At 45.5% G+C, this 3,125-nt stretch carries 5 protein-coding genes; 2 read left to right on the plus strand and 3 right to left on the minus strand.

The annotated features are described in order from the left end of the window. Both Q7V06_RS05885 and Q7V06_RS05890 read left to right on the plus strand, forming a co-directional pair. Nucleotides 1-348, plus strand: a 348-nt coding sequence (locus Q7V06_RS05885; protein WP_304839415.1) for a ferritin-like domain-containing protein, incomplete at its 5' end; no start/stop codon positions are given. Between the two features lie 62 nt (nucleotides 349-410). Continuing rightward, a complete protein-coding gene (locus tag Q7V06_RS05890; RefSeq protein ID WP_304839418.1) occupies nucleotides 411-755 on the plus strand; it encodes a hypothetical protein in 345 nt (114 codons plus the stop codon). Here Q7V06_RS05890 and Q7V06_RS10420 read toward each other — a convergent pair. From Q7V06_RS10420 to Q7V06_RS05900, 3 genes are all read right to left on the minus strand, one after another. After that, entirely contained in the window at nucleotides 688-1,149 is a 462-nt protein-coding gene (locus Q7V06_RS10420) for a carbonic anhydrase (protein WP_370650815.1), read from the minus strand. The two genes, Q7V06_RS05890 and Q7V06_RS10420, sit on opposite strands and share 68 nt — an antisense overlap. 2 nt (nucleotides 1,150-1,151) lie before the next feature. Then, complete coding sequence (locus Q7V06_RS10425; protein WP_370650814.1) at nucleotides 1,152-1,337, minus strand: carbonic anhydrase; 186 nt, start codon at nucleotides 1,335-1,337, stop codon at nucleotides 1,152-1,154. Nucleotides 1,338-1,429: 92 nt separating this feature from the next. Beyond that, a complete protein-coding gene (locus tag Q7V06_RS05900; RefSeq protein ID WP_304839422.1) occupies nucleotides 1,430-3,034 on the minus strand; it encodes an IS1634 family transposase in 1,605 nt (534 codons plus the stop codon). Nucleotides 3,035-3,125: the final 91 nt, after the last annotated feature.

A 3,125-nucleotide genomic window follows, 5' to 3' on the forward strand; every position in this document is an offset into this window, starting at 1 on the left:
GTTTCTGAGCTTATCATTCATGCTACTGAAGAGCTTGCTCATGCAGACCTTCTGGCAGGAAGGATTCTTCAGCTTGGTGGCAAACCCATCCTTGAACCAAAGATCTGGTATGACCTGACAAACTGCGGTTATGAGGCACCGGTCAATCCCTTTGTCAAAGAGGTGCTGAAGCAGAACATACAGGGCGAACAGTGTGCGATCGAAGCATATAACAAACTCCTTACTATTGTGAAAGATAAGGATCCGATCACCTACACTCTGGTGCTCTCCATTCTCACCGATGAGATTGAGCATGAAGAGGATCTCCAGTCCCTCCTTGAAGATCTTGATCTCATCCTGAAAGATTAGATCTTACCCTCTTTTTCTGCATCAAACGATGGTGCTAAATTGTCTCCGTACAGATATCTTCTATGAGTTTTGAGATTGATATTGAGATCATCGGGCTAAAAGAGCTTTCATGCGGTCCCTTTCCCTGCAATGACGAACGAACCTGTGAACTCACCGAATGCGCACCGACAGAGAAGCTTCTGCCTGCAGTCTCAGCACTTGAGAAGGCTCTGAAGAAGGAGTATGGAAAGTCTGTATCTGTTCAGCTCACACTCCTTGATGACGGTGTTCCAAACAGAATACGCGATATCATTGAAGAATACCAGCCACCTCTTCCGATTGTCATTATTAACGACAGGGTTACCCCGGTTGGGAGGATCTCACTTCAGTTGATACGAAAAGAGATTCAAAAAGAGTTGAAGAAATAATGTATTTAATCTCTTCAGGGGTCCCGGTCTCAAGGGTATAGTAGAGGCCGTAGATCTTAACTTTGCCTTCACTTTCAGCTTTTTTCACAAGCGGATACGTCCGGAGGTGTTCGATCTGCAGGTGGACGTTCTCTTTCTCCACCTCTGTCAGCCTCTGCTTCGCCTCTTCTGTGGTCTTTGGCTGTGGGAGACGTGCGTCGACTCTCGTCTTTGCTTCAATTGCATTATTGAGCCAGAGCGGAATATAGGAATCCGGCTTATCTTTGTCACGTGCCTTGATACCACCACATTCGGAATGTCCGCATATAACGATATTGTGAACTTTCAGGTGAGCGACTGGATATTCGAGGACGCTTGCAAAGTTCCTGTCATGGACGGGAACGACATTTGCGATAGTTAGGTGAAAAAAATCTCAGCTGCATTTGCATTTGTAATGCGTTCAGGGGCAACCCGTGAATCAGCACATCCGATCAAGAGTGTTTTTGGGCTCTGTGATCCTGAGAGGCTCAGATAGTGTTCACGGTTTTGTTTGTAATCATTCTCGATAAAAACCTTATCTCCTTCTAAGAATTGATCAATCATTGTAGTACACCTGGGCGGCTCTTCTGCCCGGTTTTGACCCTGGTAGTGATATCATATTCATTCTGTAAAACCGACATTCGTCAGTAAATTTTTCATCCGTAATATTTTTCCACCCACGGTCCGATCATCCGTGTTATATCCTGTAATTCTTCCACATAATTGAGAATGCGACATACCTTCCCTGAATCAGTTACCTCTTCAATCTGCCTCACTCGCCTGAATAGGTGGTAGATTCGCTTCGTTGTTGGTTTGGCAGTCTGTTTCTTAACATCACGCACTGTCTTCTTCTGGTCCCTGAGAATCTCTCGGATCTGCCACTGAGTAACAGTATACACCATCAGACTGAGCACCATCAGCATGGAGACTGCCGCAATTCTGTCTGGGTTCTTGAGGAATATCTCAGAGATATGGAAGCTGTTGTCTTTCAGAAACCGAAATCCACGTTCAACTGCACCCTGTTCTTTATACCAATCGAGAAGGGTGTTCGGATCGATCTCACAATCATTGGTTGCAAGAATAAACCTCCCCAGACACTTTTTCTCTCGATTTAACTCCTCTTCATTGAACGTCAGTGAGCAGGATATCATGAATACCCGGTCAAGTACCTCATCTTTCTTTGGCCGCCCTTTCATCCCGCCAGGTCGGCGATTCGTCGTTGTTACCTGGGTATTCTCGGGAAGATATCGTGGATGGGTAGCAAACCAACGGTCAAGATCACCTTGTGCATCAGGTGCACAGGCATAGTCACGTGAGAAGATCTTTTTTAGAGAGGTTTCATCTTTTTTGCATTGCTTTTTCACTCGTTCATCAAACTTCTTCTCAGATCGAATCTGCTGATCCCGTGAATGGTACATGACCCACTTTTGGGGGACATCAGCATACTCAGAATGCAGTTCATGGGAGTGATATCGTTCATCGGTGCAGGGCAGCCAGGGAACACTATCCTGCTGAATGAGTGCTTTTGCATCGCCGATAGTATGTGGAACATGAGAGATCCAGAAACACTGTGTCCCCAAGGTTTGGAGATTCGGTTTTGTATAAAATGCTGAGTCAGCGATATGATAGATCCGTTGATCCGTCACCAGATTTTCACGAACAGCCTGAATTGAGCGAAGAAGAGACTTTTTATCGGAAGCATTTCCGGATAGTGGTTCCATGAAGACAGGAACACCATGCTGGTTGGTTGTCAGGCTGATGATGAATTGGTTGAGATCGTTTCTATGATCCTTTGAATAACCACGGACAATCTCGATCTTCCGGGTCTGAAAATCTGAATCATACTCCCCGGTTACCATGATCGAGGTGGTGTCATGATGTAATCGCGGGGTCTGAAGGGGAAGAGTATTCATCATTTTCAGGCTGATATGCGTGAAGAGTTGTGTGGGATCGAATCGTGCAATAGCATCCAGCGTCTCACCAAAGAGAGATTCATTTAGGTGTTCTGGTCGGATACCTTGACCAAGAAGGCGTTCTGTGGCTATGTCATCGAAGTAGTCGGGCATGATATAGAGGCGTCGTTCGACATAGCCAAGAGAATTGAGGATGAGTGCCTTGACAGCGGTCCCATGAGAGACGATATGATGCCTCTTCTTGGGGATGAGTTCATCAATAAGATCACCGATCCCAAGAGAGTCATACACACCAGCAACAAGGCCAAGATGGGATATGGAGACATTGGAGCCATCGACGAGAGCCATGATTTAACAGTTAAAAGTTAAACCTGTACTGATATATAAAACTATGTACTATTTATTTTGAGGATATAAGATCGTTACTGCCGATGGTCGG

Origin of the sequence: Methanocalculus sp., assembly GCF_030651615.1 — an archaeon.
GTDB lineage: Archaea > Halobacteriota > Methanomicrobia > Methanomicrobiales > Methanocorpusculaceae > Methanocalculus.

Excerpts from the sequence above, each read along its gene's own strand:
- Q7V06_RS05900 (WP_304839422.1), bottom strand. The coding sequence starts at position 3,034 with ATGGCTCTCGTCGATGGCTCCAATGTCTCCATATCCCATCTTGGCCTT.
- Q7V06_RS05890 (WP_304839418.1), top strand. The coding sequence starts at position 411 with ATGAGTTTTGAGATTGATATTGAGATCATCGGGCTAAAAGAGCTTTCA.
- Q7V06_RS10425 (WP_370650814.1), bottom strand. The coding sequence starts at position 1,337 with ATGATTGATCAATTCTTAGAAGGAGATAAGGTTTTTATCGAGAATGAT.